Genomic DNA, 26,104 nt, shown 5'->3' with positions numbered 1-26,104 from the left:
GCGATTTACAGCTTCGGCGTTTCTTCCAGCAGACCACGAACGAAGTCGAACATGCCGTGGCGGCGGTCGCGGCGCAGGCGTTCGGCCTTGACGATCGACTGAACCGCGTCGAAAGCGGCGTTCAGATCATCGTTGATGATGACATAGTCATACTCGCGCCAATGGGCGATTTCGGCTCTGGAATTGGCAAGCCGCGTGGCAATCACCTCTTCGGAATCTTCGGCGCGGCGGTGCAGGCGCGATTGCAGCTCCGTCATGGTGGGCGGCAGCACGAAGATCGATACGACGTCGGCCGGCATTTTCTCCTGCAGTTGCTGCGCACCCTGCCAGTCGATATCGAAGAGCATATCGCGGCCCTCGGCCATCGCCGTCTCTACCGGCTCGCGCGGCGTGCCGTAGAAATTGCCGTGTACCTCCGCCCATTCGAGCAACGAGTCGGAATCGCGCAGCCGCTCAAATTCCCGCAACGAGACAAAATGATAATGAACGCCGGCAATCTCGCTCGGCCGCCGTTGCCGCGTCGTGACGCTGACGGAAAGACCGATCTGCTTATCGGTCTCCAGCAAGGTGCGCGCAATTGTCGATTTGCCCGCACCGGATGGCGAGGAAATGGCAAGCATCAGCCCCCGGCGCGCAATCGGAATGGATGTGGATATCGCCGGCTTCATGGCTTACTCCAAATTCTGGACCTGTTCGCGGAACTGGTCGATGACCACTTTCAACTCGATGCCGGCGGCGGTGACCGCTGCGGCATTCGACTTCGAACAGATAGTATTTGATTCCCGGTTAAATTCCTGTGCAAGGAAATCGAGTTTGCGTCCGACCGGTCCACCCTTGGCGATAAGGTCGCGAGCTGCCACCACATGCGCCTTCAGCCGGTCGATCTCCTCGCGCAGATCCGCTCTGGTGGCGATGAGAGCGGCCTCGGCATGCAGCCGGTCACGATCCAGGCCGGAGGTTCCGTCCAGAAGCATGGCAATCTGCGTCGCAAGCCTCGCGGCAATCTCCTGCGGCGAGCGGGACGGATCGCTCTCAACCGTTGTCGTCAGCGTCTCGATGGCGCCGACATGGCCGAGCAGGATTTGACCGAGCGCCTGCCCTTCCCGACGGCGCATATCGCTGAGATCGGCGAGCGCGGCTTCGAGACCCGCCATGATGTCGGCGTCGCGTGCGGCAAGCGCATCGTCGCTCTCTTCAGCTTCCTTGAACTCTACGATGCCGCGGATTGCGAGCAGCGTGTCCAGCCGCAGCGGCGCAGGATCGATGACGCCTGAGAGCTGACCGCGTAAGGCCAGCACTGTCGCCAGCGCGTCCTGATTGACGACCGCCTCGACGCGGCTTTCATCGACGGACAATGAAAGACCGACCTGCAGGTTGCCGCGCGCAAACCTGTCGGTGATGAGCTTGCGTATATCGGTTTCCAGCCGCTCCAGCCCTTGCGGCAGGCGCAGGCGGAAATCGAGACCCTTGCCATTGACCGATCGCAATTCCCATGCCCAACGAGAGCGCCCACTCGTTCCCTCACGCCGGGCGAAACCGGTCATGGACTGCAATACCATGCAAGCCTCCGATAATTCTTGTCCACAATCGCTCAACAATCATGGACCAATGCAAGGTGAGACTACGCCGTCCGTTCGATCGAAAGCACAGCGCAGCAGAGATCAGTTCGTCTTCTTTTTTTGCTGTGTGCCGGAAGGGGCCGTACCGGCTGCGGCTCCGCTATCGTCCGGCTGACCGTCAACGGCGATCGCGCTGGGATCCTCGCCCTTTTCGGCGACGAGCTTGCGCCAGCGCTTAACGTTGGCATTGTGATCTTCCAGCGTCGCGGCGAAGACGTGGCCGCCCGAGCCATCCGCAACGAAATAGAGGTCCTGCGTCTTCCATGGGTTGGCAACGGCATCGAGTGCGTCCTTGCCCGGATTGGCGATCGGCGTCGGCGGCAGGCCCTTGATCATGTAGGTATTGTAAGCCGTTTCTTTTTTGAGATCCGACTGGAAGATCGGGCGATCGGCCGGCTTGCCGTCGCCACCGAAGAGCCCATAGATCACCGTCGGGTCGGATTGCAGACGCATGCCCTTGCCGAGACGGTTGAGGAAGACCGACGCCACATGAGCGCGCTCATCCGCAAGCCCGGTTTCCTTTTCAACGATCGACGCCAGAGTGACCAGATCCTGTTTATTGGTCAGCGGCATCGACGGATCGCGCTTGTCCCATATCTGGTCGACGAGCTTTTCCTGCGCTGCCTTCATCTGATCGATGATTTCCGTACGCTTGGCGCCACGCGTGAATTTATAGGTATTAGGCTCCAGGCTACCCTCCGGCGGCAGCGCCGATGGCAGTTCGCCTTCCAGCACCGGATCGGCCTGCAGCTTGTTGAAGATCTGCCGCACGGTCAGGCCTTCCGGCAAGGTAACCGAATAGAGGATCGATTTGCCGGATTTCAACAGCTCCATGATGTCCTTCATGGAGGCGCCGGCCTTGATCTCATATTCGCCGGACCGCAGCGTCTCGCCATTGTGTAGATAGGTGGCCGTCAGGTAGCGGAAGATGCGGGCATCGGAGATGATGTTGTTGGCTTCGAGCCGGCCCGAAATCTCGGCAAGGCCCCAGCCGTTGCGCACGATGAAATTGGTGTTGGTCGCCAGCGGTCCGGGGCTCTGGTAGGCGGAGATGGCGTAATAGGTGCCGACGATCGCGAGAACGATCACGAAGACGACCAGCGTCATCAGAAAGTTCAGGAAAATCACCATCTGGCTGCGGGCTTTGCGGGAGCGCTTCGGCGGATCCGGAACACGCTCCGGACGCAGAGCTTCGTTGGCCGATTTCGGGATAATCGGCCCCTTCTGCCCGTTCGGAGTTCCGTTGTTCTGGTTCGTATCGCTCACCGGCAATCCCTTCATTTGTCATTGCCTGCTCTTTGACCAAGCAATGCGGCAAAAAACAGGTTCAGAAGATAAAGCGGAGCCTGGTGAAGATCCGCTTTCGACCGATTAGACATTGCTGCGGCGCATCCATGGGACACGCAAAAAAACACAACAACATTCAAGGATCGCGCATAGTTTTGCCGAAAAACGCTACAGCTTTCCGGAGTTATGCGCTGTTATTATGCCTCATAGCGACGCAGGACAAGTGATGCGTTCGTACCGCCGAATCCGAAGGAGTTCGACAGCGCGACATTGATGTCCCGCTTACGGGCCTTATGCGGCACGAGATCGATGGCCGTCTCCCGCTCCGGATTGTCGAGGTTCAGCGTCGGCGGCGCGATATTGTCGCGAATGGCAAGCGTCGAGAAGATCGCCTCGATCGCACCGGCCGGTCGCCGACTTGGTCGACGACATCGAAATCTTGGAAGCAGCATTGCCGACCAGCCGCTCGACAGCGCCGAGCTCGATCGTATCAGCCATGGTCGAGGTGCCATGGGCATTGATGTAGTCCACATCAGCCGGCGTCAAGCCGGCGCGCTTGAGGGCCGACGTCATGCAGCGGAACGCGCCCTCGCCATCCTCGGACGGGGCAGTAATGTGATGGGCGTCGCCGGAAAGGCCGTAGCCGACCACCTCGGCGTAAATCTTCGCGCCGCGTGCCTTGGCATGTTCCAGCTCTTCGAGAACAACGATGCCGGCGCCCTCGCCCATGACGAAGCCGTCACGGTCACGATCGTAAGGACGCGAAGCCTTCTGCGGATTGTCGTTATAATCGGTCGACAGAGCCTTGCAGGCGGCAAAGCCGGCGAGCGAGATGCGGCAAACCGGAGCTTCGGCGCCGCCGGCGACCATGACGTCGGCATCGCCGAGCATGATCAGACGGGCCGCATCGCCGATCGCATGCGCGCCGGTGGAGCAAGCCGTGACGACGGCATGGTTCGGGCCGCGCAGCTTGTGGCGGATCGAGACCTGGCCGGAAACGAGATTGATGAGACGGCCCGGAATGAAGAAGGGCGAGATGCGGCGCGGACCCTTGTCGCGTAGCGTATATCCTGCCTCGACAATGCCCTCCAGGCCGCCGATGCCGGAGCCGATCATGACGCCTGTTGCGATCTGGTCTTCATCGGAGGTCGGATGCCAGTCGGCATCGTTCAGCGCCATATCGGCCGCTGCCATGCCATAGATGATGAAAGGATCGACCTTTCGCTGTTCCTTCGGCTCCATCCAGTCGTCGGCATTGAAAGTGCCGTCGCTGCCATCACCGACCGGAACGCGGCAAGCGATCTTTGCGGCGAGATCTTCGACCTCGAATTCCGTGACAAGACGCGCGCCGTTGTGCCCAGCAATCAAACGCGACCAGGACACCTCAGTGCCACAGCCCAAAGGTGATACCATGCCGGTACCCGTGATAACGACACGTCTCATCGCCCGCAGACCCCCGTCTTTTTATCATGCCATGCGTATGAATATGATCCGTCCGACCTCGCCGGACGAAATAGGGCGGACTCAGAGAGCCCGCCCGTGACAAAGCGCAAAAGATTAGGCCTGGGCCTTTTCAATGAACTTTACCGCATCGCCGACCGTCAGGATCGAGTCGGCAGCGTCATCAGGAATTTCAACGCCGAATTCTTCTTCGAAGGCCATGACCAGTTCGACCGTGTCGAGCGAGTCCGCGCCCAGGTCGTCGATGAAGCTTGCGCTTTCAACAACCTTGTCGGCGTCGACGCCAAGATGATCAATAACAATTTTCTTTACGCGTTCTGCGATATCGCTCATGTCGGTTTCCTCGACCTTATTTATGTCCTGATCAGAATGCCGTGTGACATCCCTACCCTGTTCAAGCCTGCAGCACCTGCATGGCGCCGCTGGCAAACCCGTTCAACCCGGCCTTCACATCCGGTCCCGGCCGCCGTACACGCGGCCCGGTCCATCTGCATTTTCGGGACGACTGATCACAGTCATGGCCCGCTTAACACGGTTTAAGTCTGTCGCAAAGCCAGAAAATCGCCGCTTCCAGGTTGCTCAACATGCTATTGGAGGGGAAAGCTCCCCCCAACAGACTTTTCCTTTTTCAGATCATTGCCATGCCACCGTTGACGTGGATCGTCTGACCGGTGACGTAGCTGGCTTCGGAGGAAGCGAGATAGGCGACGGCGGATGCGACTTCTGCACCGCTGCCCATGCGCTTCATGGGAATGGCGCCCATGATCGCCTCTTTCTGCTTGTCGTTCAGCTTGCCGGTCATGGCGCTCTCGATGAAACCGGGAGCGACGCAGTTGACCGTGACGTTGCGCGTTGCGATCTCCTGTGCCAGCGACTTGGTGAAGCCGATCATGCCGGCTTTGGAGGCGCAGTAGTTGGCTTGGCCGGGATTGCCGGTGACGCCGACTACGGAGGTGATGTTGATGATGCGGCCATAGCGGCGGCGCATCATCGGATGCGTCAGCTCGCGCGTCAGGCGGAAGACGGCCGTCAGGTTCACTTCCAGTACGGCGTCCCAGTCCTCGTCGCTCATGCGCACGAACAGGCCGTCCTTGGTGATGCCGGCATTGTTGACGAGGATGTCGACGCCACCGAGTTCTTCTTCAGCCTTGGCGCCGAGCGCCTTTACCTCGTCGCGATCGGAAAGGTTGGCCGGAAAGATCTTGACGCGGTCGCCAAGTTCGGCAGCCAGTGCCTCGAGCTTCTCGACGCGCGTGCCGTGCAGGCCGACGATAGCGCCCTGCTTATGCAGCAGCCTTGCGATTTCTTCGCCGATACCACCGGAAGAACCGGTTACAAGGGCCTTGCGGCCGGTCAAATCGAGCATGTGGTGTCCCTCGTTCGTTAATTTATGTATCAGCCAAGCAGGCCTGCGAGAGCTGCGTCGATGTCGGCCGCCGTGTTGACGGCGATGCCGTTCACCGATTTGTCGATGCGCCGGGCAAGACCCGTCAGCACCTTGCCAGCGCCGATTTCATACAATGTTGTCACATTGTTGGCGGCGAACCATTCCACCGTCTCGCGCCAGCGCACTTGCCCCGTAACCTGCGCAACCAGCAGATCGGCGATCTCGCCGGCGTCCTGCACCGGGGCGGCGCGGACATTGGCAACGACGGGCACGACGGGATCGGATTTTGCCACTTCCGCCAAAGCGGCGCGCATCGCCTCGGCGGCGGGCGCCATCAACGACGAATGGAAGGGTGCGGATACCGGCAGCAGAATGGCGCGCTTGGCGCCCTTTTCAGCCGCAAGCTCGGCAGCCTTTTCGACGGGAGCCTTCTCACCGGAGATAACGATCTGACCGCCGCCATTGTCATTGGCGATCTGACAGGCGCCGATGGCCGAAGCTTCCGTGCAAACCGCGACGACATCGGCATGTTCCAGGCCGATGATCGCCGCCATGGCGCCGACGCCGACCGGAACCGCAGCCTGCATGGCATTGCCGCGGATGCGCAGCAGCCGCGCCGTATCGGCAAGCGAGAAAGTGCCGGCGGCACAAAGCGCCGAATATTCGCCAAGCGAATGACCGGCAACATAAGCAACCTTGCTCTTCAGATCGAGGCCGCGCGCCTGCAGAACGCGCATGACAGCGATCGACACAGCCATCAGCGCCGGCTGCGCATTCGCCGTCAGCGTCAGCCTATCATCCGGGCCGTTGAAGATGATGTCGGAAAGCTTTTCACCGAGCGCTTCATCGACTTCCTCGAAGACGGCGCGCGCTTCGGCGAAATTATCAGCAAGATCCTTGCCCATGCCGACGGTCTGGCTACCCTGGCCGGGAAATGTGAAAGCAACAGTCATTATATCGGGCTTCCTTAGGGGTCGTTTCGCTTCCCAATGACATTGTTTGCGGTGGAGTCAATAGCGCAGCCCCTGCAGTCACTGCCTTTTGCGTTTGCGAGGAGTTTCTATTTTCTTCTTGCGCTTGCTCATTTCCCACCTAGATTTACGCGATCTTTCCCCAGACTTTTTCCGCAAGCATCAAGGTTTTCCCATGAACTATAAGAATTTAGGCCGCACCGATATTTCGGTTTCGCAGATTTGCCTGGGCACGATGACCTGGGGCACACAGAACAGCGAGGCAGAGGCGCACGAGCAGATGGACTATGCCCTTCACAAGGGCGTCAATTTCTTCGACACGGCTGAGATGTATCCGACGACGCCGGTCGGCGCGGAGACCCAAGGCCGCACCGAGGAATATATCGGCACGTGGTTCGAAAAGACCGGCAAGCGCAGGGATATCGTTCTTGCCACCAAGGTCGCCGGCCCTGGCCGCGACTATCTGCGCGGCGGCCAGGGCGCCGATGCCGCCAATATCCGCGCGGCCATCGACAGCAGCCTGAAGCGGCTGAAAACCGATTATATCGATCTCTATCAGGTGCATTGGCCGAACCGCGGCCATTTCCACTTCCGCCAGAACTGGCGCTACAACCCCTTCACCCAGGATCGCGAAAAGGTTGTCGGTAACATTACAGATATCCTGGAAACGATGGGCGAATTGGTGAAGGCCGGCAAGATCCGCGCCATCGGCCTCTCCAACGAGACGACCTGGGGCATCCAGAAATATCTGACGATCGCAGAGCAGAAGAGCCTGCCGCGCATTGCCACCACGCAGAACGAATACAATCTGCTTTACCGCCACTTCGACCTCGACCTCGCCGAGTTGTCGCACCATGAAGATGTCGGCCTGCTCGCCTATTCGCCGCTCGCCGGCGGCATTCTCAGCGGCAAATATGTCGGCGGCGCACGCCCGGCCGGTTCGCGCGGCTCGATCAATACCGACATCGGCGGCCGTCTGCAGCCGTTGCAGGAGCCGCCGGTCAAGGCCTATCTGGAGATCGCCGCCAAATATCATCTCGATCCGGCCAAGCTGGCGCTCGCCTACTGCCTGACCAAGCCCTTCATGACCTCCGTCATCATCGGCGCGACCTCGATGGCCCAGCTCGAAACCGACATTGCCTCAGCCTATGTGACGCTGCCCGAAGAGGCGATTGCCGAGATCGAAAAAGTACACCGGCAGTATCCGATGCCGATGTGATCAGTGGAAGCGCCTTGCCGCGGTGGCAAGGCGCAACCTGGCAATCGGCACAATGACGGCCAAACAAGCCGCGAAAATATGACCCCTGACGTAATTGAGGCGCGTCATACCCACGCGTAATTTTGGGACATCTCCACAAGAGATAGGCACCGAACCGGTGCCGCTAAGAGACCATACCTCAAGCGCCGGCGGCTTCGCTCCGGCAGCTCCGGTCTCTTCGTGCCCCAAGCAAATACGTCAGGAGACATACTATGAATAAGATGATTTTCACGAAGCGCGAAACACCGGACTGGCTGTTGGCCTTCTGGAGGGAAATTGACGACAAGACCTTCGGCTCCGGCTTCGACTGCTTCGCAGAAGACGCCACCGCCAATTTGGGTATTGCCGAATGGAAGGGCCGCGAGATTATCCGCGAAAGTCTGCGCGCTTTCATCGACACCGGATTTACCGCCCTTCATGATGTGACCGAATATTGGGACGGCGGGTTCCTCAAGGTCTTCCGCGGCTTCGTCACGATGACCCCGGACGATCCGAACCATCCTGTCGTCAGGCCCGTCATGACGCACTTCTTCTACATGGACGAGGCTGATCACACTAAGGTGCGCCACTGGTTCGGTTCCGTCGGGCCGGTGCAATTCTGATCTTGCCGAACCAGGCATAAGATGCCGCAGGCATAGCCCACAAAGAGGCCCTCCATGACGAACAGCAACACAGCGATATCGGTCTCGAAACAGCTTGGACCGTTGCTGCGCCACTGGCGGGAGGTGCGCGGCAAGAGCCAGCTCGACCTTTCGATGGAGACGGGCGTTTCGCAGCGTCACATCAGCTTCGTTGAAAGCGGCCGCAGCGTTCCCAGCCGCCAGAGGCTGCTGACCGTTGCCGAGGCACTCGATGTGCCATTCCGTGAACGCAACACGCTGCTGCTCGCCGCAGGCTACGCGCCGATCTATTCGGACGATTCCTGGGACGCACCGGAAATGCAACCCGTCGCGGATGCTCTGCGGCGGATGTTGCGTCAGCATGAACCTTTCCCCGCGGTTGTCATGGACCGCTATTGGAACGTTCTGCTGTCCAATACCGCCGTGCCCCGCTTCTTCAATTGCTTCGTCGATATGGCGGCGCGCAAATCGCCACGCAACCTGCTGCATCTGATGTTCGATCCTGTCGGGATGCGCCCCTTCATTCGCGACTGGCCGGAGACATCGAGAAGCTTGCTGGCGCGCGTCCATCGGGAGTCCATCGGTCGGGTGGTCGACGATAAGACCCGGGAGCTGCTGAAAGCGCTGCTTGCCTATCCGGATGTCGATGTCGACTGGAAAGCACTCACCGCGCCCAGCAGCACACCCGTCATTCCTCTGGTCTTTGTGAAGGACGGCAAGAACCTTGGCTTCTTCTCACTGATAACGACAGTCGGCACTCCGATGACCATTGCATCGCAGGAACTGAGGCTCGAATGCATGTTCCCGACGGATCAGCAGACCGAACGGCTTTACGCCGAAATGATGGAGGATGCGCCGATGCCGATATTTCCCGCGGATCATTATTAGAATTGCCCAGGATAGTGTCGCTTTCCGCCCGTTGCGAACATTGAAGATCGAGCGCACAGCGCGGCAACACCATCGAAGACAACGCTCTTGTTGAGGGCGAGCCTGCCCCAAAATGCTGTCGCGTAAGGACGTTCCGCGATAGGATGCGCCTGTCCATTCTCCGCCTCCGGTGAGGCAGGCCATGCAACCCAAGGAGAGACCGATGCCAGAGCCCCTTGTCGTCCGCCAAGAAAAGCGCATCCCGGCGCCACCAGCCGCGGTGTTCGCCCTCCTGACCGATCCGGAGAAGATATTGCGCTGGATGGGAACGGAGGCACAGGTCGAGCCTCAGCCCGAGGGGCTCTATCTCATCAACGTCACCGGCGCTCGCTTCGCTCGCGGTTCCTTTCGCGAGGTGGTACCAGTACACCGCCTGGCCTATAGCTTCGGCTGGGATGGCAGCGAGGTGGTTCCACCGGGATCGAGCCTGGTCGAAATCGACCTGATCGAGCAGCCGGACGGAACGCTGCTGCGCCTGACCCACACCGGCCTGCCCAATGCCGAACAATGCGCCGGTCACGCTGAAGGCTGGGCTCACTATCTCGGACGGCTGGCCGAAGCTGCAGCCGGGCGTGACCCGGGTCCGGACCCCATGGCTGGCAGGAAATGACCGCTTTCCGTTCCCGAACTCACTAGTCCCGAGCGGCAGTTTCGTGGACCAGCATCACACGCAGGAGCACCACCGCAACGGCGGATGACAGCCTGCGGCTGCCGTGGCATGATCGACAGATGGATCTGCCCACCCCTCTTGCCTGGCTGGTTGATGAGGCCGATGCCTCTCCCGGCCCTGAACGGTTTCTGGCCGAGCTCGGCGGCCGGCTGTTGGCTGACGGGCTGCCGCTTGCCGGAGGAGCCCTGACGCTCGCCGTGCCGCATCCGATCATCGCCCGGCGCATCTGGCTATGGCGGGCGGAAACCGGGGCCGTGATCGAGGCGTTGGGCTTCGCAGGAGGTCCATCCAGCCAAGCCGGACACGAGTGGCTGGCCGGGCTTGGCCCCGTGCATGAAGATACGGTCGGTACGGCTGCGGATAGTCCGGTGCTCGGCTGGGCCGGGCTCCGGCCATTCGATCCTGCCGAGGCTGACCGTCTGCGGCAAGCCGCGCGCTTCGCCGCAGCACCCTTGAGCGCCCTCGCCGCGCGGGCGGCGCTGGCAGCGCTGCTCGAGGCCTATCTCGGCCGGCGCAGCGCTGCGCGGGTACAGGCCGGCGCGCTGCAGCGCGGCACCGGCGAAACCATCCGGGCCGCTTTGCTCTGCGCCGATCTGCGCGATTTCACCGCTTTGTCCGAGGCGACGGAACCAGCGGCGATGATTGCTTCTCTCGACGCCTGGTTCGACCGCGTTGCAGGAGCGGTGCACGCCTTCGGAGGCGAGGTGCTGAAATTCATCGGCGACGGCGCGCTGGCAATTTTCCCGGTCACCGGCACGCCAGGCGATGCCTGCGAGGCGGCGCTGCGCGCAGTCGTCGCCGCTCGCGCCGGCATGGCTCATCTCGATGCCGTGCGGCAAGCGCAAGGGCTGCCGCCGCTGCCCTTTGGTGCCGCATTGCATTTCGGCGAGATGCTCTGGGGCAATATCGGCGCGGCCGACCGGCTGGATTTCACCGCCATAGGCCCGGCGGTAAACCTGGTGAGCCGGCTCGAAGGCCTGTGCAAGCCTCTTGGCCGCAGTGTACTCGTCTCGGGCGCGGTTGCGGCAGAGACGAAAACCGACTTGATCCCCTTGGGCGAATATTCCTTGCGGGGCATCGCCGACCCCTGCGCCGTCTTCACCTTGCCGGACGATTGAAGCCGCCTACCTCGGCCTGGGCAAGGGCGTCCGCTGTCGGACGGCGCAATTTCGCCCCTTGCCTTTCCCGCAAAAATCCGTATAAGCCGCCCTGTTCGCAACCCGGTCTTCTGGCTGGTGGCTGAACGGAGGGCCGGTTTTCTTCGCTGAAAATCGTTCGGAACGGAAGTGTTCCAGCCTCCCGTGTCTCCGCTCTCGACCGTCTCGGAAACGCTTTTCTTGCTTGGGGTCTTCCCTCTCAGGAGCAGTCGTTGAGGCTTAGCCGCCGAATATCGGGTTCAGACCAACGCAAGAAAGGCAAAGCTATCCATGGCTCTTTACGAACATGTATTCCTTGCCCGGCAGGATATTTCCGCTCAGCAGGTCGACGCCCTCGTAGAACAGTACAAGGGTGTTATCGAAGCTAACGGCGGTAAAGTCGGGCGTATCGAAAACTGGGGCCTCAAGTCCCTCACCTACCGCATCAAGAAGAACCGCAAGGCTCACTACGCCCTGATGGACATCGATGCACCGGCCGCTGCGATCCAGGAAATGGAACGCCAGATGCGCATCAGCGAAGACGTCCTGCGCTACATGACGATCGCTGTCGAGAAGCACGAAGAAGGCCCGTCGGCCATGATGCAGAAGCGCGACCGTGACGACCGTCCGCGCCGCGATGGTGACCGTCCGGAGCGCAGCTTCGGCGATCGTGGTCCGCGCCCGGATCGTGGTGACCGCGAAGACCGTCCGCGCCGTCCGCGCGAAGACCGCGTTTAAGGAGATTTGAGAATGTCTGAAGTTTCCTCCGCACCGGTCCGTCGTCCGTTCCATCGCCGCCGCAAGACCTGCCCGTTCTCGGGCGCCAATGCGCCGCGCATCGACTACAAGGACGTCCGTCTCCTGCAGCGCTACATTTCCGAGCGTGGCAAGATCGTTCCGTCCCGCATCACGGCCGTTTCCCAGAAGAAGCAGCGCGAACTCGCCCAGGCGATCAAGCGCGCCCGTTTCCTCGGCCTGCTGCCCTACGTCGTCGCTTAATCGCGCCGGCGCTGCACGAATGAATTGAGGGAAGGCAGCGATGCCTTCCCTTCTCCCTTTCGCGATGGGCGCGGATCGGAACCTTAAAACCCCATGTTGGGGACGGCTTTCAGACCGGAGTGTCGGAAGCATCCTCTAACTGCTCGATGCGAAGCAGGACAGCGACGTGCAACAGATGAACCCGAAAGTGCTGGCCATCGGCGCCCTCGCCGGTCTTACCGCCGCCCTACTTGTGTATGGCGCGACGGCTCAGCCATTGCTGTTCATTCTCTTCGGCGCTCTTTCCGCGCTCCCGATCCTGATTGTCGGTCTTGGCTGGGGTAACGCGGCCGTCATCACCGCCGTTGTGGTGGCGAGTGTCATCGGCGCCATCTGGCAGTCGGTATATTTCGGCATATTTACGCTCGTCATGACGCTGATACCGGCCTGGCTCAGCCATCTCGCCAATTTGGCGCGTCCGGCTTCCGAACTCGGCGGCCCAGACCACCTGATGGCTTGGTATCCGCTCTCCGACATCATGCTGCATCTCTGCGGCCTCACGGCGGCGACCGTCGTCATCGTCGGCGCGATCATGGGCTACAATGCCGATCTGGTCGGCCAGGTTGTCGACGCCTATGTCGGCGCGGTGAACCAACAGTCCCCCGATCTTCAGCTCGATCCGATTGCGATCGCAAAGATGAAGTCGCTGATGCTTTACACGATCCCGATCGCGTGGGGCATGATCTGGGTCATGATGCTACTTGCCGCCTATTATGTGGCGATCCGCATCGTTGCAGCTTCAAAGCATAATCTGCGCCCGCGGGAGGATATCCCCTCATCATTGCGCATGAATCGCAACGCGATCTTTGTCTTTCTCGTAGCGATCGTCGCGATATTCTTCGGCGGCGTGATTGGCCTGATCGCCGCCGCCATCCTCGGTGCTTTCGGTGCTGGCTTCCTCATTTCCGGCTTCTCATCGTTGCATTTTCGCACGCGCGGCAAGGACTGGCGCATACCCGTGCTCTTCCTCTGCTATCTGGCGTCATTCCTGCTGACGCTACCGCTCTTCATCATCCTTGTTCTCGGCCTCTACGATACTCGCAAGGCGATATCGCTGACCCCGAACAAGAATGCCGATACATCCAAACCAACAAACACGAAAATCTGACATCAGAAAGGAACAACAAAATGGAAGTCATTCTCCTCGAGCGCATCTCCAAGCTCGGCCAGATGGGCGAAGTGGTCAAGGTTCGCGACGGCTTTGCCCGTAACTACCTGCTGCCGCTCGGCAAGGCGCTGCGCGCCAACCCCGCCAATAAGGCTCGCTTCGAAGCCGAACGCGCAACCCTGGAAGCCCGCAACTTGGAGCGCCGCAGCGAAGCCCAGAAGGTTGCCGACGTTCTCGGCGGCAAGTCCTTCATCGTAGTTCGCTCGGCTGGCGAAACCGGCCAGCTGTACGGTTCGGTCGCCGCTCGTGACGTCGTTGAAATCCTGGCCGCCGAAGGCTTCAACATCGGTCGCAACCAGGTTCACCTGAACACGCCGATCAAGGCTATCGGTCTGCACAATGTTGCCATCGCGCTTCACGCCGAAGTCGAAATCACCGTCGAGTTCAACGTTGCCCGTTCCGCTGAAGAAGCCGAGCGTCAGGCCAAGGGCGAAACCCTCACCTCCGCTGATGCCATCTACGGCGTCGACGAAGATGCCCTGCGTCCGGAAGACTTCTTCGATCCGGAAGCTGACGGCAACGCCGAAGACGAAGCTTGATTCAAGCCGTCGCATCGACTGCGAACATGAGAAAGCCTGGGTCTCGCGACCCAGGCTTTTTATTTGACCACAAGGCTTAGCGACGCATCTGCCGTCTCAATTCGCCGCAGTATCCTGCAACGGTGCCGAATCCTTGTCGACGGAGACGACCACCGACATGCCGGGCGCAAGATCTTGCGCTTCCTGCTGATTTTCGTCGATCTTGACCCGTACGCCGACGCGCTGCGCCACTTTGGTGAAATTGCCCGTGGCATTGTCGGGTCTGATAACGGCGAATTCCGAGCCCGCCGCCGGCGAGAAGCGCTGGATATGACCCTTGAGCTCGCGGTGACCGAGCGCGTCGACGGAGATCGTCACGGGCTGGCCGACCTTCATGCCGTCGAGCTGCGTTTCCTTGAAATTGGCGATGACCCAGACGTCCTTGGGCACCAGACCCATGAGCTGGGTTCCGGGCGTCACATATTGGCCAAGGCGGACCCCGACTTCGCCGATACGGCCATCGCGCGGCGCGGTGATCGTTGCATTTTCCAGATCGATATCGGCAAGCTGCACGGCCGCTTCCGCGCCGCTGACGCCGGCCTCCAGCGAGGCCCGGTTGACGATGATCGTCGTCAGGTTTTGCTGCGATACGTCGAGGCCGGCCTTCGCCTGATTGACCGCAGCCTTTGCCTGTTCCAACGTCGCCTGCGCCTGCTCGGAATCGCTGGTGGTCGACACGCCCTTGGCGACCAGGGTCGCCACACGATCCCAGGCAAGCTGGGCGCGCTTCAGCGCAGCGTTGGCGCTGTCGATCTGCGCTTCGCTAGAGGCGATGCCGGCACGGGCCGCCTGTTCCTGCTGTCGCGAATTGGCAAGTGCTGCCTTTTGACCGTCCAGCGTCGCCCGCGCCTGCGCCACCTTCTGCTGATAGATGCGATCGTCGATCTTGGTCAGCACGTCGCCTTGCTTAACGAGCTTATAGTCCCTGACCGGCACGTCGGTAATGTAGCCGCTGACCTGCGGGCTGATGGTCGTGACATAGCCTCTGACATAGGCATCGTCCGTCGTCTCGACGGAACTTTGGAAAGGCGGCAGGTGCCAGGCATAAAGCACGAGCATGACACCGCCGACACCTGAGAGGACGGCGATAACTTCGATGGGGGAGCGAACGAGCTTCGACATGGAGCTATTTCATATCCTCACGGGTTGGAAGCCATGGTCTGCGGCCGATCGTCGACGAGCCGCGCCTTGATGAAACGGTAGAATACATGCAGCGAAAGTCCAGCAAGCGACACGACCGCGATGACACCGGCAACGAAGAAGGCATCGCTATAGGCGAGCGTATTGGCCTCGCGGGTGACCTGTGCGCCAAGTAGCGCCAACCCCTCGCCCTTCAAAAGCGCGCTGTCGCCAATCACCCTGCCGTAAGATGAAGAGAGCTGGCCGACACGGTGAGCAACATCGGGGTTGGTCAGCAGCACATGTTCCGTCAGGACGGCGGAATGGAATTTTTCACGGATGGTGATCAGCGTGCCGTAGAAGGCAGAGCCGATCAGGCCGCCGATGCTTTGGGTGAAGGTGAAGACGACGAAGAAGGTCACCAGATAGGGGGCGCCCTTGGAAAAGGCGGCCTTGAACCCCTGGGACATGGACGGCGGCAGGAAAAGAGCGGCGCCGGCCGCCACCAGCGCCTGGCTGAGATACATCTGTTCCGGCCGGGTCAGCGTGGTGACCTGCGAATCCATGAAGGAACCCGCCCCCATCATGACGAGGGCGACAAACTGGATCTGCCAACTCAGGCCATAGCTCATCAGTACCGTGCAGATGAGGCCGCCGATGACCGAAAAAGCCAAGATGATCCAATAGAGCATCGCAAGCTGATCGTAGAGCAGGCCGACGGCATTCTGATAGAAGGTCATGATGACCGAGGTCTGTTCGGCGGCGATCATGCGGAAGACCAGGAGAATGCCGGTCAGGTGCAATATCTCCGGACAGAGTAGCCAGCGGACATCGATCAGAGGCGTTGGCCGACGCAATTCGATGACGATGGCGAGCGTCAATGTGGCGATGCTGACGGCCAGCAACACGCCGAGCCAAGGCACTTCCAGCCACCAATAAAGCCGCCCGACGGAAAGAACGATGGCCAGTGAGCCAAAGGCGACCGCAACCAGCAGATAACTGATGATGTCCCCAAAGACGATCACTTTCATCCGCGGCGGCGGCGTCAGCGGCAGCAGATAGATGATCGGCATCACCAGCAGCGCCAGTGCCATTTCCAGCGTGTAGAGCCCGCGCCATTCGCCGTAATCGAGGAGCGACGGCGAGACGAGACGAGTGATGGGTGCTGCCAGAAGCGTATTCGTCATCGCCAGGCTGACGCCGATCGTCAGCTTCTTGGCCGGTTCGAAAGCCTCCAGCATATAGAGAAAGCCGAGCGTCGAGAGCGGCGCGCCGGCAATGCCGCTCAGGAAGCGGACGACAATGGCCGAATGCAGGTCGGAGACGAAGAGATTGAGCAGCGAGGCGACGACGAAGCCGAGAATGCTGACCTCGGCGAAATTGCGCACGCCGTATTGCAGACGGATCTTCACCAACGCGATGGCAAGGCTGACATTCGGCGCCATATAGGCCGCCGACAGCCACGCGGATTCGGTGGTCGTGGCGGCGATGGTGCCCTGGATCTGCGTGAGATTGGCGAAGGCGAGATTGAGACCGAGGCCCTGCGTCAGGAAGAACATGACGGAAGCGCCGATATAAAGCGGCACCTTCCAGCGCGGCACGGGCGGTGGGGCAGCAGGCGCGGCGGTGTTGGCTTCCGCATTGATCGGGCCTGGGTCACCGCTCATACACTACCTCATGACTTACCCACATTCTGCAGATTGGCGGTCATGGCGCGGATGACCTTGAGGGCCATGCCGACATCATCGTCCGAAATCCCCTGAAGGATATCCGCACGTACGCTGGTGGCAAGAGCCTCAACTTCGGCCGCCACCACTTTTCCGGATTCGGTCATGAATATCTGCTTGGCGCGGCGGTCCGACTGCACCGCACGGCGCTCGATGAAGCTCTGCGCCTCCATGGCGTCGAGGATACGCACCAAGGTTGGAGTCTCAAGCTCCAGCTCATCGGCGAGTTCGCGCTGATTGATGCCATCGCGCTTGGAAAGCTTATGGAAAACCCGGGCGCGGGCCAATGTCATCCCGTGCTCGCGCACCAGGCTGTCGAACGCCGCCCTCAGCTTTCGATTGAAAGCAGAAAGCTCGTCGAATAGTTCTCGGCGTGATGGCGCACCAGACATTATTGCTACTTTATACTATTAGTATCCTACCCTATTTCAACGAAATAGCGGGGTTCTCACAGCTTTTCAAGCACGATTGCCGCCTGCCGGATGTCAGCCGGGACAGATCGGGCTAAAATCACCCATGGACGTTTTTGTATGTGATTCGCGTGTCGGACATTGCGTTGCAAAGCGGCGACAACGGGTTTTTTTAATGCGGAGCGTTTGTCCCTGTGGATGAGTGGAACAACGTGAATAGCTCAGTCGAACCAGTTTCCTGCGACACACCCTTGCCCTTCCGCAATTGACCATGACGCCGGATCGTCGCAAACCAGTCAGCACTCAAGAATACGAAGAGACGGAAAATGAACGAAGCCGCGCGCAAGATCGCTGCCATTGCTCCTGCCGAACCGCATTACCGCGAAGCGCCCAACAATATCGAGGCGGAACAGGCCCTGCTCGGCGCTATCCTCGTCAACAATGACGCCTATTACCGTGTCTCCGACTTCCTGAAACCCATTCATCTCTACGAGCCGCTGCACCGGAAGATCTTCGAGGTGGCGGGCGACATCATTCGCATGGGCAAGACCGCCAATCCGGTGACGATCAAGACCTTCCTTCCGGCCGAAGAGAAGGTCGGCGACATGACGGTGGCGCAATATCTCGCCCGTCTCGCGACCGAAGCCGTCTCGATCATCAATGCCGAGGACTATGGCCGCGCCATCTACGATCTGGCGCTGCGCCGCGCGCTGATCACTATCGGCGAGGATATGGTCAACATCGCCTTTGACGCCCCGCTCGATATGCCACCGCAGACGCAGATCGAGGATACGGAGCGCCGGCTGTTCGAACTTGCGGAAAACGGCCGCTACGACGGCGGCTTCCAGGCCTTCAACGATGCCGTTGCGCTGGCGATCGACATGGCGGCCGTCGCCAAGGAGCGCGACGGGGGTCTATCCGGCATTTCCACCGGCATTCACTCGCTCGACAGCAAGATGGGCGGCCTGCAGCGTTCGGACTTGATCATCCTCGCCGGCCGTCCCGGCATGGGCAAGACCTCGCTCGCCACCAATATCGCCTATAACATTGCCGCCGCCTATGAAGGCGAGGTACAGCCCGATGGCTCCACCAAGGCGAAGAACGGCGGCGTCGTTGGCTTCTATTCGCTGGAAATGTCGTCCGAACAGCTCGCCACCCGTATCATTTCCGAGCAGACGGAAGTCTCCTCATCGAAGATCCGTCGCGGCGACATCAACGATGCCGATTTCGAAAAGCTGGTTGCCTGCTCGATGATGATGCAGAAGGTGCCGCTCTATATCGACCAGACCGGCGGCATCTCCATTGCTCAGCTTTCCGCGCGTGCACGGCGCCTGAAGCGCCAGCGCGGCCTCGACGTTCTGGTGGTGGACTACGTTCAGCTCATGACCGGCTCCGGCAAATCGAATGAGAACCGCGTCCAGGAAATCACCCAGATCACCACCGGCCTGAAGGCGCTCGGCAAGGAGCTGAACGTTCCGATCATCGCGCTCTCCCAGCTCTCGCGTGCCGTCGAAAGCCGTGACGATAAGCGTCCGCAGCTCTCGGACCTGCGCGAATCCGGTTCGATCGAGCAGGACGCCGACGTGGTGCTCTTCGTGTTCCGTGAGGAATATTACGTCAAGAACTCCGAACCGCGCGATCCGGCCGACCCGAAATATGCGGAATGGGAAGCCCTGTTCGACAAGGTGAAAGGTACGGCCGACGTCATCATCGCCAAGCAGCGTCACGGGCCGACCGGCACTGTGAAACTCGCCTTCCAGTCGGAGTTCACGCGCTTCGCCGACCTCGCGGACTCGTCCTTCCTGCAATATGAAGAGCACTGATGAAGGCTGCCTGCGGCGCATATGTGCACTGCAGCACTTTCTCTTTCCATCGATGATCACTATTCTGGCCGGAGCAGCATCCCTCCGTCCCTTTTTTAGGCGGCTCCATGACAGATAATTTCGAAGACATTGACGCTTTCGCCTCCGCCGGCCTTCGGCTGACGGTCGATTTGGGCGCCCTCGTCGAGAACTGGCGTGACATGGCCCGCCGTTCCGGCAGGGCCCGCACCGGTGCCGCGGTGAAGGCCGACGCTTATGGTCTGGGGATCGAAGATGTCGGCGAGGCACTTTATCTCGCCGGCGCCCGTGATTTCTTCGTCGCCACCGCCGAGGAAGGCGCCACACTCCGGCTCTACGCCCCGGATGCCCGGATTTTCGTGCTCAGCGGTATCTGGCCGGGGACAGAGCGGCAGTTTTTCGAAAACGATCTAGTGCCCGTCATTGCTTCCGAAGAGCAATTGACCTTCTGGATGTCGGTGCTGGCCGACCATGGCGATCACCCTTGCGCGCTGCAGGTCGATACCGGCTTCAACCGGCTGGGACTGCAGGTAGAGGATGCGATCGCGCTCGCCAACGACGTCTCTCGCCCGGCGAGTTTTGCGCCTGTTCTGGTGATGAGCCACCTCGCCTGCGGCGACGACCCGGCACACGCGATGAACAGGCAGCAGCTCGAAGCGTTCCGCAAGGTCAGCGCCGCCTTCGAAGGCATCGAGGCGAGCCTCGCCAATTCCGCCGGTATCTTCCTCGGCTCCGAATATCATTTCGACCTTACCCGTCCCGGCATTGCCATCTATGGCGGCCAGGCGGTCGGCAATATGGCCAATCCGATGCGACCGGTCGCCACAGCAGAGGCGAGAATCATCCAGACCCGCTCCGCCAAAGCCGGCGAGACCGTCAGCTACGGCGGGGCGTTGAAGCTGACGCGCGACAGCCGCCTCGCCATTGTTTCGGCCGGCTATGCAGATGGTTACATGCGCAGCCAGTCGAACAACGGCGTGCCGCTGCGCCAGACCGGAATTGCCGGCGGCCAGGGCTTCATCGCCAGCTACAAGGTGCCTGTTGCCGGTCGCATCACCATGGATCTGACAATCTTCGACGTGACCGACGTCCCCGAAAAACTGGTCCGCGCCGGTGACTATATCGAGCTCTTCGGCAAGAATATCCCCGTTGACGACGCTGCCCGCGCGGCCGGGACGATCAGCTACGAGATGCTGACCGGCCTGGGATTGCGACATGAGCGGCGCTACATCTTTGACGAGGCCGACGAGTAGGAGCGCATCACCACCGCCTAACGCGCGCTGACCGCCAAGCGGACCCCCAGCGCTACAAACAATGTTCCAAGCCCCCGGTCCAGCCACAGGCCCGCGTTTCGATTGCGCCGTAGTGCCTCGGCAAGACGACCTCCAAGAAGAATGAGGGGCGGTTCGATGAAGGCGGCGACTACTATGATGAGGCTGCCGTGGAGCAAGAGCTGCGCCCAGACCGGGCCTGCCCCTTCAACGACGAACTGCGGCAGGAAAGCGAGAAAGAAGATGGCCACCTTCGGATTGAGCAGCGACACTAGGATGCCTTGCCGATAGATGCGGCTCCAGGGCACTGCCCTTCCGGCCTCCTTGATCCAGGCGCCTTCGCCCTTCGAGCGCAGCGCCTGTATCCCAAGCCAGATGAGATAGGCCGCGCCGGCCCATTTTACCGCCGAAAACGCGATGGCCGAGGCCGCCAATATCGCCGATAGCCCGGCTGCGGCCATCAGAACATGGACGCAGGCGCCGCTCCATATGCCGAACAGCGCGGCAAAGCCGGAGCGTATGCCGCTTCTGATCGTGTGACCGAGAATGAAGGCAATATCCGGTCCCGGCGACAGATTGAGCAGAACGGCGGCCGAAAGAAACGCGACCCAATGTGCAAGCGTATAATCGAACATCCGTCACCATCGATCGAAAACCCAGCATAAAGGCTGACACAATCGCCGTTGATGCGGAAATCATTAGTTTTGATCTGACGCGAAAGACATTATCTGACAGCCAGCCGCGATTCGCTTCGCACTGCGAAGCACAGGACATTGAGAACAGCATCTGATGGCAAAAGCCCGTACACAATTCATCTGCCAGAACTGCGGCACGGTCCATAACCGCTGGGCAGGCAAATGCGATGGTTGTGGCGAATGGAACACCATCGTCGAGGAAGACCCGATGGGCGGCATCGGCGGTGGTCCCGCCAAGGTGCCGAAGAAGGGGCGTCCAGTAACGCTGACGGCGCTGTCGGGCGAGATCGAGGAAGCACCGCGCATTCACACCGGCATCTCCGAACTCGATCGGGCGACCGGCGGCGGTTTCGTGCGCGGCTCGGCAGTGCTCGTCGGCGGCGATCCCGGCATCGGCAAGTCGACGCTCTTGATGCAGGCGGCCGCTGCCCTTTCCCGAAGAGGCCACAAGATCGTCTACGTCTCCGGCGAAGAGGCGGTGGCGCAGGTTCGGCTTCGCGCCCAGCGGCTGAGCGCTGCCAATACGGATGTGATGCTCGCCGCCGAAACCAATGTCGAGGACATCCTCGCAACGCTCGCCGAAGGCAAGCGGCCGGACCTCGTCATCATCGATTCCATCCAGACGCTATGGAGCGAGCTTGCCGAATCGGCGCCCGGGACGGTGACGCAGGTGCGCACCGGCGTGCAGGCGATGATCCGCTTCGCCAAGCAGACGGGCGCGGCAATGGTGCTGGTCGGCCACGTCACCAAGGACGGCCAGATCGCCGGCCCGCGCGTCGTCGAACATATGGTCGACGCCGTTCTCTATTTCGAGGGAGATCGCGGCCATCACTACCGCATCCTGCGCACGGTGAAGAATCGCTTTGGCCCGACCGACGAGATCGGCGTCTTCGAAATGTCCGACAAGGGCCTGCGGGAAGTGGCCAATCCGTCCGAACTCTTCCTCGGCGAGCGCAATTCCAAATCGCCGGGCGCGGCCGTCTTTGCCGGCATGGAAGGCACCCGGCCTGTGCTGGTCGAAGTGCAGGCGCTCGTTGCCCCGACATCGCTCGGCACGCCGCGTCGCGCTGTGGTCGGCTGGGATTCGGCGAGGCTGTCGATGATTCTCGCGGTTCTGGAAGCGCATTGCGGTGTTCGGCTCGGTCAGCACGACGTTTATCTCAATATTGCCGGCGGTTATCGCATTTCCGAGCCGGCTGCGGACCTTGCGGTCGCCTCTGCACTGGTTTCATCCCTGGCTGGTCTTGCCCTTCCGGCAGATTGCGTCTATTTCGGCGAAGTCAGCCTGTCGGGCGCCGTCCGGCCGGTTGCGCACACCGCTCAGCGCCTCAAGGAAGCCGAGAAGCTGGGATTTTCTGCAGCGCTTCTCCCCACCGCCTCCTCCGACCTGCCGAAAGGCAATGGCGGGCGCTGGAACGAGATCGAAAGCCTGCCGGATCTGGTGGTGCGCATAGCCGGATCGAGGGGCGCGCTCAAGCGTGCAGAAGACGAAGACTGAGCCTTCCTTAAACCGTTCTTGACGGGGAGAGAGGCACATATTTGAGGCCGATGGCAGCCATGCTTGGCATGGCAAGTCTTGGAGTGGATTATACATGCCCATTACGATTTTTGACGGTATTGTTATCGGCGTTATTTTGTTCTCCGCCGTTCTGGCCATGGTCCGCGGCTTTTCCCGCGAAATTCTCTCGATCGTCAGTTGGGGCGGCTCGGCCGTCGCCGCCTATTATCTCTATTCGCTGCTGGTGCCCTATGCGCTGCACTATACGGCGGACACCCGCATCGCGACCGTTGCGTCTGCTGCCGTCATCTTCCTGATCGCACTGATCATCATTTCCTTCATCACCATCAGGATCGCCGACTTCATCATCGACAGCCGCATCGGCGCGCTGGATCGTACGCTCGGCTTTCTCTTCGGCGCCGCCCGCGGCCTGCTGCTGATGGTCGTCGTCGTGGCCTTCTGGAACTGGTTGGTTGCGCCGGCCGCACGTCCGGATTGGGTCAACAACGCCAAGTCGAAGCCTTTCCTCGATTCGATGGTCGAAAAGCTCAAATCGGCGCTTCCGGAAAACATTCAGGCGATGCTTCCCGCCGAGATCATCAACAAGATCGCGCCGAACCAGCAGCAGCAACAATCGCAGCCGCAGGATGGCTCAACGAACGATACCGCGCCCTCCGATGACGCGCCTGCGCCGCAGACGAACAATTAACAGTGCGTTTACAGGCTTGACCCGCAGAGCGATAATCGCCATGTGAGCGGCACGAAATCCGAAAATCCGGCCGGATATTCTTTCCGGCCGGATTTTCAGTTATTTTTGCATTCAGTCGCGACGCCGCCCTGACCCGTCCCATGTTGAGAGCAAAGGCCTGCAGCCATGAACCATTCCCTTTCCATCGAGGATGATATCGACGGCGACACCCTGCATGAGGAGTGCGGTGTATTCGGCATTCTCGGCCATCCCGACGCCGCGACGCTGACGGCGCTCGGCCTGCATGCCTTGCAGCATCGCGGCCAGGAAGCGGCCGGTATCGTCTCCTTCGATGGCCAGCGCTTTCATTCCGAGCGGCGCATGGGCCTTGTCGGCGACCATTATACCGATCCCGCCACCCTCGCCCGCCTGCCCGGCGACCGTTCGATCGGACATGTGCGTTATTCGACGACGGGCGAGACGATCCTGCGCAACGTGCAGCCGCTGTTTGCCGAACTGGAAGTCGGCGGCATCGCCATCGCTCACAACGGCAATTTCACCAACGGCCTGACGATGCGCCGTCAGTTGATCGCCGACGGCGCCATCTGTCAGTCGACGTCCGACACGGAAGTCGTTCTCCATCTCATCGCCCGCTCCAAGCATCCCTCCTCCTCCGATCGCTTCATCGACGCGATCCGCCAGATGGAAGGCGGCTATTCGATGCTCGCCATGACGCGCACCAAGCTGATTGCGGCGCGCGACCCGATCGGCATCCGGCCGCTGGTGATGGGCGAACTCGACGGCAAGCCGATCTTCTGCTCCGAAACCTGCGCGCTCGATATTATCGGCGCCAAATACGTTCGCGACGTGGAAAATGGCGAAGTCATCATCTGCGAGATCCAGTCGGACGGATCGATCACCATCGATGCCCGCAAGCCCGACGTTTCCCAGCCTGAACGCCTCTGCCTGTTCGAATATGTCTATTTCGCCCGTCCCGATTCCGTGGTTGGCGGCCGCAACGTTTACGTCGCCCGCAAGAATATGGGCATCAATCTTGCCAAGGAAGCGCCCATCGAGGCCGATGTCGTCGTGCCGGTGCCGGATGGCGGCACGCCGGCGGCGATCGGCTATGCACAGGCAAGTGGCATTCCCTTCGAACTCGGCATCATCCGCAACCACTATGTTGGCCGCACCTTCATCGAGCCGACGCAGCAGATTCGTGCCTTCGGCGTCAAGCTGAAGCACTCCGCCAATCGGGCCATCATCGAAGGCAAGCGCGTCGTGCTGGTGGATGACTCCATCGTGCGCGGCACAACATCGGTCAAGATCGTGCAGATGATCCGCGATGCCGGCGCTCGCGAAGTGCATATCCGCGTCGCCAGCCCGATGATCTACCATCCGGATTTCTACGGCATCGACACGCCGGACGCCGACAAGCTGCTCGCTAACCAGTACGGCAGCCTGAAGGCGATGTGCGATTTCATCGGTGCCGATTCGCTGGAATTCCTGTCGATCGACGGTCTCTACCGCGCCGTCGGCGGCGCGCCGCGCGACAATGCGCAGCCGCAGTTCACCGACCACTATTTCACCGGCGATTATCCGACACGCCTGCTCGACAAGGAAAGCACCAGCAATGTGCGCAAGCTTTCCGTGCTCGCCAGCAACGGCTGACACGGGGCTTTTCACCGCTCTCCTTCTCCAGCGCATTCGGACCAAGACAGCATGAGCATAGACCTCAAGGACAAAATCGCCCTGGTGACCGGCGCGTCACGCGGTATTGGTTATTTCACCGCGCTGGAGCTGGCCAAGGCCGGCGCGCATGTGATCGCCTGCGCCCGCACGGTCGGCGGACTTGAGGAGCTGGACGACGCCATCAAGGCTGCCGGCGGTTCGGCAACGCTGGTGCCCTTCGATCTTGCCGACATGAACGCGATCGATGCGCTCGGCGGCTCCATCTTCGAGCGCTGGGGCAAGCTCGATATCCTCGTCGCCAATGCCGGCGTACTCGGCGTCATCTCGCCGATCGGCCACGTCGAGGCGAAGGTGTTCGAAAAGGTGATGACCATCAACGTCACCGCGACCTGGCGGCTGATCCGCTCGGTCGAACCGCTGCTGATGCGCGCCGACGCGGGCCGCGCCATCATCCTCTCATCGGCCGCAGCCCATCGCTGCCGGCCCTTCTGGGGTCCCTACTCGGCATCCAAGGCGGCTGTCGAGGCACTTGCCCGTACCTGGGCCGGAGAAACCCAAAGCACGGCGCTACGGATCACCAGCGTCGATCCCGGCGCCACCCGCACCGCGATGCGCGCCCAGGCAATGCCCGGCGAAGATCCGGACACGCTGCCGCATCCGCGCGACGTCGCGCAAGCCATCCTGCCGCTCGCGGGTCCGGATGTCACCGAAACCGGCAAACTCTTTGTCGTGCGCGAAAACAAGCTCGTCGACTACCGGATGCCGGAATAATACGATCTTCGGCCCGCCGGGGGAGAAGGTCGCGCGCAGCGCGGGTTGAAGGCGTGATACACCGCCGGGAACCTTTCGCTTGCCGCTTTTCTTTGCTCCTCGCGCCCTCCTCATCCGCCCCTTCGAGCCACCTTCTGCCCACGCGGAGAAGGCGACATCCCCCCTTGACCAAATCCCCTACTCGCGCGATAAAGCCGCCCATGAAAACGGTTATCTGCATTATCTGCCGGAAGATTATTCGCTAGCGTTTCGCTGGCCTGGCCGTTTTCGTC

The 26,104-nt window shown here is 60.9% G+C and carries 25 protein-coding genes and 1 pseudogene; 15 read left to right on the top strand and 11 right to left on the bottom strand.

All coding sequences use genetic code 11. From position 1 onward, the window contains the following. Nucleotides 1–5: 5 nt before the first annotated feature. From gmk to fabD, 7 genes and pseudogenes are all read right to left on the bottom strand, one after another. Complete coding sequence (gmk, locus tag N2601_RS04130; RefSeq protein ID WP_104822563.1) at nt 6–668, bottom strand: guanylate kinase; 663 nt, start codon at nt 666–668, stop codon at nt 6–8. 3 nt (nt 669–671) lie between these two features. Then, nucleotides 672–1,559 carry a YicC/YloC family endoribonuclease gene (locus N2601_RS04125; RefSeq protein ID WP_104822562.1) on the bottom strand — a complete coding sequence of 296 codons (888 nt, stop codon included), beginning with the start codon at nt 1,557–1,559 and terminating at the stop codon, nt 672–674. A gap of 102 nt (nt 1,560–1,661) precedes the next feature. Beyond that, nucleotides 1,662–2,885, bottom strand: coding sequence for an endolytic transglycosylase MltG (gene mltG / locus N2601_RS04120; RefSeq protein ID WP_104825041.1), 1,224 nt, complete (start codon nt 2,883–2,885; stop codon nt 1,662–1,664). 218 nt (nt 2,886–3,103) lie between these two features. Next, a pseudogene (fabF, locus tag N2601_RS04115) lies at nt 3,104–4,349 on the bottom strand (beta-ketoacyl-ACP synthase II). Between the two features lie 114 nt (nt 4,350–4,463). Continuing rightward, nucleotides 4,464–4,700: an acyl carrier protein gene (locus N2601_RS04110; protein WP_003547058.1), complete on the bottom strand. Its 237-nt coding sequence runs from the start codon at nt 4,698–4,700 to the stop codon at nt 4,464–4,466. 295 nt (nt 4,701–4,995) lie between these two features. Continuing rightward, a complete protein-coding gene (fabG, locus tag N2601_RS04105) occupies nt 4,996–5,733 on the bottom strand; it encodes a 3-oxoacyl-[acyl-carrier-protein] reductase (protein ID WP_104822560.1) in 738 nt (245 codons plus the stop codon). 29 nt (nt 5,734–5,762) lie between these two features. Beyond that, the gene (fabD, locus tag N2601_RS04100) at nt 5,763–6,707 is read right to left on the bottom strand and encodes an ACP S-malonyltransferase (RefSeq protein WP_104822559.1); all 945 of its coding nucleotides are present in this window, start codon (nt 6,705–6,707) and stop codon (nt 5,763–5,765) included. A gap of 193 nt (nt 6,708–6,900) precedes the next feature. Here fabD and N2601_RS04095 point away from each other — a divergent pair, with 193 nt between their 5' ends. The 9 genes from N2601_RS04095 (at nt 6,901) to rplI (ending at nt 14,081) form a co-directional block, all read left to right on the top strand. Beyond that, complete coding sequence (locus N2601_RS04095; RefSeq protein ID WP_104822558.1) at nt 6,901–7,944, top strand: aldo/keto reductase; 1,044 nt, start codon at nt 6,901–6,903, stop codon at nt 7,942–7,944. Between the two features lie 251 nt (nt 7,945–8,195). Beyond that, entirely contained in the window at nt 8,196–8,585 is a 390-nt protein-coding gene (locus N2601_RS04090; protein ID WP_104822557.1) for a hypothetical protein, read from the top strand. Nucleotides 8,586–8,639: 54 nt separating this feature from the next. Continuing rightward, complete coding sequence (locus N2601_RS04085) at nt 8,640–9,491, top strand: helix-turn-helix domain-containing protein (protein ID WP_104822556.1); 852 nt, start codon at nt 8,640–8,642, stop codon at nt 9,489–9,491. 202 nt (nt 9,492–9,693) lie between these two features. Further along, nucleotides 9,694–10,140 (top strand): SRPBCC family protein, encoded by a 447-nt coding sequence (locus tag N2601_RS04080; RefSeq protein WP_104822555.1) that lies wholly within the window; start codon nt 9,694–9,696, stop codon nt 10,138–10,140. A 119-nt stretch (nt 10,141–10,259) separates the two neighbouring features. After that, complete coding sequence (locus N2601_RS04075; protein ID WP_104822554.1) at nt 10,260–11,318, top strand: adenylate/guanylate cyclase domain-containing protein; 1,059 nt, start codon at nt 10,260–10,262, stop codon at nt 11,316–11,318. A gap of 309 nt (nt 11,319–11,627) precedes the next feature. Beyond that, entirely contained in the window at nt 11,628–12,074 is a 447-nt protein-coding gene (rpsF, locus tag N2601_RS04070; RefSeq protein WP_028753379.1) for a 30S ribosomal protein S6, read from the top strand. 12 nt (nt 12,075–12,086) lie between these two features. Next, a complete protein-coding gene (gene rpsR, locus N2601_RS04065) occupies nt 12,087–12,335 on the top strand; it encodes a 30S ribosomal protein S18 (protein WP_004122103.1) in 249 nt (82 codons plus the stop codon). 166 nt (nt 12,336–12,501) lie between these two features. Next, the gene (locus N2601_RS04060; protein WP_104822553.1) at nt 12,502–13,482 is read left to right on the top strand and encodes a DUF2232 domain-containing protein; all 981 of its coding nucleotides are present in this window, start codon (nt 12,502–12,504) and stop codon (nt 13,480–13,482) included. 20 nt (nt 13,483–13,502) lie between these two features. Next, on the top strand, nt 13,503–14,081 hold the full coding sequence (gene rplI, locus N2601_RS04055; protein WP_104822552.1) for a 50S ribosomal protein L9: 579 nt from the start codon (nt 13,503–13,505) through the stop codon (nt 14,079–14,081). Between the two features lie 96 nt (nt 14,082–14,177). On the opposite strand, the gene N2601_RS04050 is transcribed toward rplI, so the two are convergent. From N2601_RS04050 to N2601_RS04040, 3 genes are read right to left on the bottom strand one after another with little or no spacing between them, the layout of a single operon-like run. Further along, the gene (locus N2601_RS04050; protein ID WP_104822551.1) at nt 14,178–15,242 is read right to left on the bottom strand and encodes an HlyD family secretion protein; all 1,065 of its coding nucleotides are present in this window, start codon (nt 15,240–15,242) and stop codon (nt 14,178–14,180) included. Nucleotides 15,243–15,259: 17 nt separating this feature from the next. Further along, entirely contained in the window at nt 15,260–16,906 is a 1,647-nt protein-coding gene (locus N2601_RS04045) for an MFS transporter (RefSeq protein ID WP_104822550.1), read from the bottom strand. A gap of 8 nt (nt 16,907–16,914) precedes the next feature. Next, nucleotides 16,915–17,358 carry a MarR family winged helix-turn-helix transcriptional regulator gene (locus N2601_RS04040; protein ID WP_104822549.1) on the bottom strand — a complete coding sequence of 148 codons (444 nt, stop codon included), beginning with the start codon at nt 17,356–17,358 and terminating at the stop codon, nt 16,915–16,917. Nucleotides 17,359–17,702: 344 nt separating this feature from the next. On the opposite strand from N2601_RS04040, the gene N2601_RS04035 reads away from it, so the two are divergent. Both N2601_RS04035 and alr read left to right on the top strand, forming a co-directional pair. Next, on the top strand, nt 17,703–19,199 hold the full coding sequence (locus N2601_RS04035; RefSeq protein ID WP_104822548.1) for a replicative DNA helicase: 1,497 nt from the start codon (nt 17,703–17,705) through the stop codon (nt 19,197–19,199). A 107-nt stretch (nt 19,200–19,306) separates the two neighbouring features. Continuing rightward, complete coding sequence (alr, locus tag N2601_RS04030) at nt 19,307–20,470, top strand: alanine racemase (RefSeq protein ID WP_104822547.1); 1,164 nt, start codon at nt 19,307–19,309, stop codon at nt 20,468–20,470. Nucleotides 20,471–20,487: 17 nt separating this feature from the next. Here the strand turns inward: alr and N2601_RS04025 are convergent, their stop codons facing one another. Further along, complete coding sequence (locus N2601_RS04025; RefSeq protein ID WP_104822546.1) at nt 20,488–21,123, bottom strand: LysE family translocator; 636 nt, start codon at nt 21,121–21,123, stop codon at nt 20,488–20,490. Between the two features lie 154 nt (nt 21,124–21,277). Between N2601_RS04025 and radA the strand changes: the two genes are divergently transcribed. The 4 genes from radA (at nt 21,278) to N2601_RS04005 (ending at nt 25,832) form a co-directional block, all read left to right on the top strand. After that, nucleotides 21,278–22,681 (top strand): DNA repair protein RadA, encoded by a 1,404-nt coding sequence (radA, locus tag N2601_RS04020; protein WP_104822545.1) that lies wholly within the window; start codon nt 21,278–21,280, stop codon nt 22,679–22,681. A gap of 94 nt (nt 22,682–22,775) precedes the next feature. Beyond that, the gene (locus tag N2601_RS04015; protein ID WP_104822544.1) at nt 22,776–23,390 is read left to right on the top strand and encodes a CvpA family protein; all 615 of its coding nucleotides are present in this window, start codon (nt 22,776–22,778) and stop codon (nt 23,388–23,390) included. Between the two features lie 165 nt (nt 23,391–23,555). Beyond that, nucleotides 23,556–25,040, top strand: coding sequence for an amidophosphoribosyltransferase (purF, locus tag N2601_RS04010; protein ID WP_104822543.1), 1,485 nt, complete (start codon nt 23,556–23,558; stop codon nt 25,038–25,040). A gap of 51 nt (nt 25,041–25,091) precedes the next feature. Then, complete coding sequence (locus N2601_RS04005; protein WP_104822542.1) at nt 25,092–25,832, top strand: SDR family NAD(P)-dependent oxidoreductase; 741 nt, start codon at nt 25,092–25,094, stop codon at nt 25,830–25,832. Nucleotides 25,833–26,104: the final 272 nt, after the last annotated feature.

The organism is Rhizobium sp. CB3060, assembly GCF_025200735.1.
Lineage (GTDB): Bacteria > Pseudomonadota > Alphaproteobacteria > Rhizobiales > Rhizobiaceae > Rhizobium.
This window is presented reverse-complemented; position numbering and strand designations above follow the sequence as displayed.

What these genes read in the sequence shown, in the direction of transcription:
- N2601_RS04125 (WP_104822562.1), bottom strand. Translation starts at nt 1,559, where the DNA reads ATGGTATTGCAGTCCATGACCGGTTTCGCCCGGCGTGAGGGAACGAGT.
- N2601_RS04040 (WP_104822549.1), bottom strand. Translation starts at nt 17,358, where the DNA reads ATGTCTGGTGCGCCATCACGCCGAGAACTATTCGACGAGCTTTCTGCT.
- N2601_RS04080 (WP_104822555.1), top strand. Translation starts at nt 9,694, where the DNA reads ATGCCAGAGCCCCTTGTCGTCCGCCAAGAAAAGCGCATCCCGGCGCCA.
- alr (WP_104822547.1), top strand. Translation starts at nt 19,307, where the DNA reads ATGACAGATAATTTCGAAGACATTGACGCTTTCGCCTCCGCCGGCCTT.
- rplI (WP_104822552.1), top strand. Translation starts at nt 13,503, where the DNA reads ATGGAAGTCATTCTCCTCGAGCGCATCTCCAAGCTCGGCCAGATGGGC.
- fabG (WP_104822560.1), bottom strand. Translation starts at nt 5,733, where the DNA reads ATGCTCGATTTGACCGGCCGCAAGGCCCTTGTAACCGGTTCTTCCGGT.
- radA (WP_104822545.1), top strand. Translation starts at nt 21,278, where the DNA reads ATGGCAAAAGCCCGTACACAATTCATCTGCCAGAACTGCGGCACGGTC.
- N2601_RS04005 (WP_104822542.1), top strand. Translation starts at nt 25,092, where the DNA reads ATGAGCATAGACCTCAAGGACAAAATCGCCCTGGTGACCGGCGCGTCA.
- N2601_RS04110 (WP_003547058.1), bottom strand. Translation starts at nt 4,700, where the DNA reads ATGAGCGATATCGCAGAACGCGTAAAGAAAATTGTTATTGATCATCTT.
- N2601_RS04025 (WP_104822546.1), bottom strand. Translation starts at nt 21,123, where the DNA reads ATGTTCGATTATACGCTTGCACATTGGGTCGCGTTTCTTTCGGCCGCC.
- N2601_RS04090 (WP_104822557.1), top strand. Translation starts at nt 8,196, where the DNA reads ATGAATAAGATGATTTTCACGAAGCGCGAAACACCGGACTGGCTGTTG.
- purF (WP_104822543.1), top strand. Translation starts at nt 23,556, where the DNA reads ATGAACCATTCCCTTTCCATCGAGGATGATATCGACGGCGACACCCTG.
- N2601_RS04045 (WP_104822550.1), bottom strand. Translation starts at nt 16,906, where the DNA reads ATGAGCGGTGACCCAGGCCCGATCAATGCGGAAGCCAACACCGCCGCG.
- gmk (WP_104822563.1), bottom strand. Translation starts at nt 668, where the DNA reads ATGAAGCCGGCGATATCCACATCCATTCCGATTGCGCGCCGGGGGCTG.
- N2601_RS04085 (WP_104822556.1), top strand. Translation starts at nt 8,640, where the DNA reads ATGACGAACAGCAACACAGCGATATCGGTCTCGAAACAGCTTGGACCG.
- N2601_RS04075 (WP_104822554.1), top strand. Translation starts at nt 10,260, where the DNA reads ATGGATCTGCCCACCCCTCTTGCCTGGCTGGTTGATGAGGCCGATGCC.
- N2601_RS04050 (WP_104822551.1), bottom strand. Translation starts at nt 15,242, where the DNA reads ATGTCGAAGCTCGTTCGCTCCCCCATCGAAGTTATCGCCGTCCTCTCA.
- fabD (WP_104822559.1), bottom strand. Translation starts at nt 6,707, where the DNA reads ATGACTGTTGCTTTCACATTTCCCGGCCAGGGTAGCCAGACCGTCGGC.
- N2601_RS04035 (WP_104822548.1), top strand. Translation starts at nt 17,703, where the DNA reads ATGAACGAAGCCGCGCGCAAGATCGCTGCCATTGCTCCTGCCGAACCG.
- rpsF (WP_028753379.1), top strand. Translation starts at nt 11,628, where the DNA reads ATGGCTCTTTACGAACATGTATTCCTTGCCCGGCAGGATATTTCCGCT.
- rpsR (WP_004122103.1), top strand. Translation starts at nt 12,087, where the DNA reads ATGTCTGAAGTTTCCTCCGCACCGGTCCGTCGTCCGTTCCATCGCCGC.
- N2601_RS04015 (WP_104822544.1), top strand. Translation starts at nt 22,776, where the DNA reads ATGCCCATTACGATTTTTGACGGTATTGTTATCGGCGTTATTTTGTTC.
- N2601_RS04095 (WP_104822558.1), top strand. Translation starts at nt 6,901, where the DNA reads ATGAACTATAAGAATTTAGGCCGCACCGATATTTCGGTTTCGCAGATT.